Here is a 528-nt window from a genome sequence, read left to right as displayed (position 1 = left end):
GGTTCTGTCGCAGTAAGAGCGAAAGGTCGGCCAAATCCGATATGGTATGGATTCCTTATCTAGCCAGCGAATAGAATCGCTGTGCGGGAGTTTGACCAACGCCGCCATCGTTCAATTGTCCCTTGACGATCATGTGCATAACTTCGATGCCGCCCAACAGGATGCGGGCACAACGAAAGCTTTTGAACCCAAGCATCGGTCGAGTTCGGCGCTTGATCGCCCGATGATCCTGTTCGATGATGTTATTCAGATACTTTTTCTGGCGGACCTTGATCGGCACCTCCCGTGGGGCGTTGATCGCCCGCAAGGCAGCCAGATTCGATCCGCTCTTGTCGATCGTCACGGTCTCGGGTTCGCCATTCTGGTCGATTGCCTTTTCGAAATAGGCCCGGGCCGCAGCCTTGTCCCGTCGGACTCGCAGCAGAAAATCAACGGTGTTGCCTGCCTTGTCGACAGCCCGATAGAGATACCGCCACTCACCCCTGATGCGAATGTAGGTCTCGTCCATCCTCCAGCTCTTGCCGACCA

At 55.5% G+C, this 528-nt stretch carries 1 protein-coding gene; it reads right to left on the bottom strand.

Going from position 1 to position 528, the window contains the following annotated elements; translation table 11 throughout:
* Positions 1-55 precede the first annotated feature (55 nt).
* Positions 56-528 (bottom strand): IS6 family transposase (locus BMI01S_RS37975; protein WP_042293704.1); only part of this gene is annotated, 473 nt, incomplete at its 5' end.

It is taken from the genome of Paraburkholderia mimosarum LMG 23256 = NBRC 106338 (genome assembly GCF_000739815.1).
GTDB classification, from domain to species: domain Bacteria; phylum Pseudomonadota; class Gammaproteobacteria; order Burkholderiales; family Burkholderiaceae; genus Paraburkholderia; species Paraburkholderia mimosarum.
Note: the sequence above shows the minus strand (reverse complement) of the source record. Positions and strands in the feature narration are given on the sequence as shown.